1 protein-coding gene is annotated in these 402 nt (G+C 67.7%); it reads right to left on the bottom strand.

What is annotated here, in order from left to right; genetic code table 11:
- Nucleotides 1-402, bottom strand: a 402-nt coding sequence (locus G6018_RS00815; protein WP_182638478.1) for a transposase, incomplete at both ends; no start/stop codon positions are given.

Below are 402 nucleotides of genomic sequence, written 5' to 3'. Positions count from 1 at the left end.
CCGACCGAGTACTCCACCCGTCGACCGCGGATGCCGTTCTGTTCGGTGATCCAATCCAGAAGGTCATGGGAGGCGCCTGCACCGTCGGATCGAATCAGCAGGTCACGGCGGTGAGCGGCGGGGATCTGCGCGATCGCCTGGCCCAGGACGTCGATGTGGTCAGCCGCGGTGTTGGACCCGGCATTGCCCGGGCGCAGGCTCGCGGCGAGGAACTCCCCTGTGTTGTCGCACCACACACCGATCGGGTGGTACCCGAACGTGCGCTTGTACGTCGGTGCGGCGTTCTCTTTTTCGCTGTGGGTGACCACGATCGTGGCGTCCACATCGAGCACGACCGTCGATCCCAGATCCCGCCCCGCACACGCCGATGCGGGCACCCCGCCGGGCAGGCGGGACCACACG

The organism is Dietzia sp. DQ11-44 (assembly GCF_014145205.1).
Taxonomy (GTDB): Bacteria; Actinomycetota; Actinomycetes; order Mycobacteriales; family Mycobacteriaceae; genus Dietzia; species Dietzia natronolimnaea.
The sequence above is the reverse complement of the archived record's forward strand: the minus strand, read 5'-3'. Positions and strand labels throughout refer to the sequence as shown.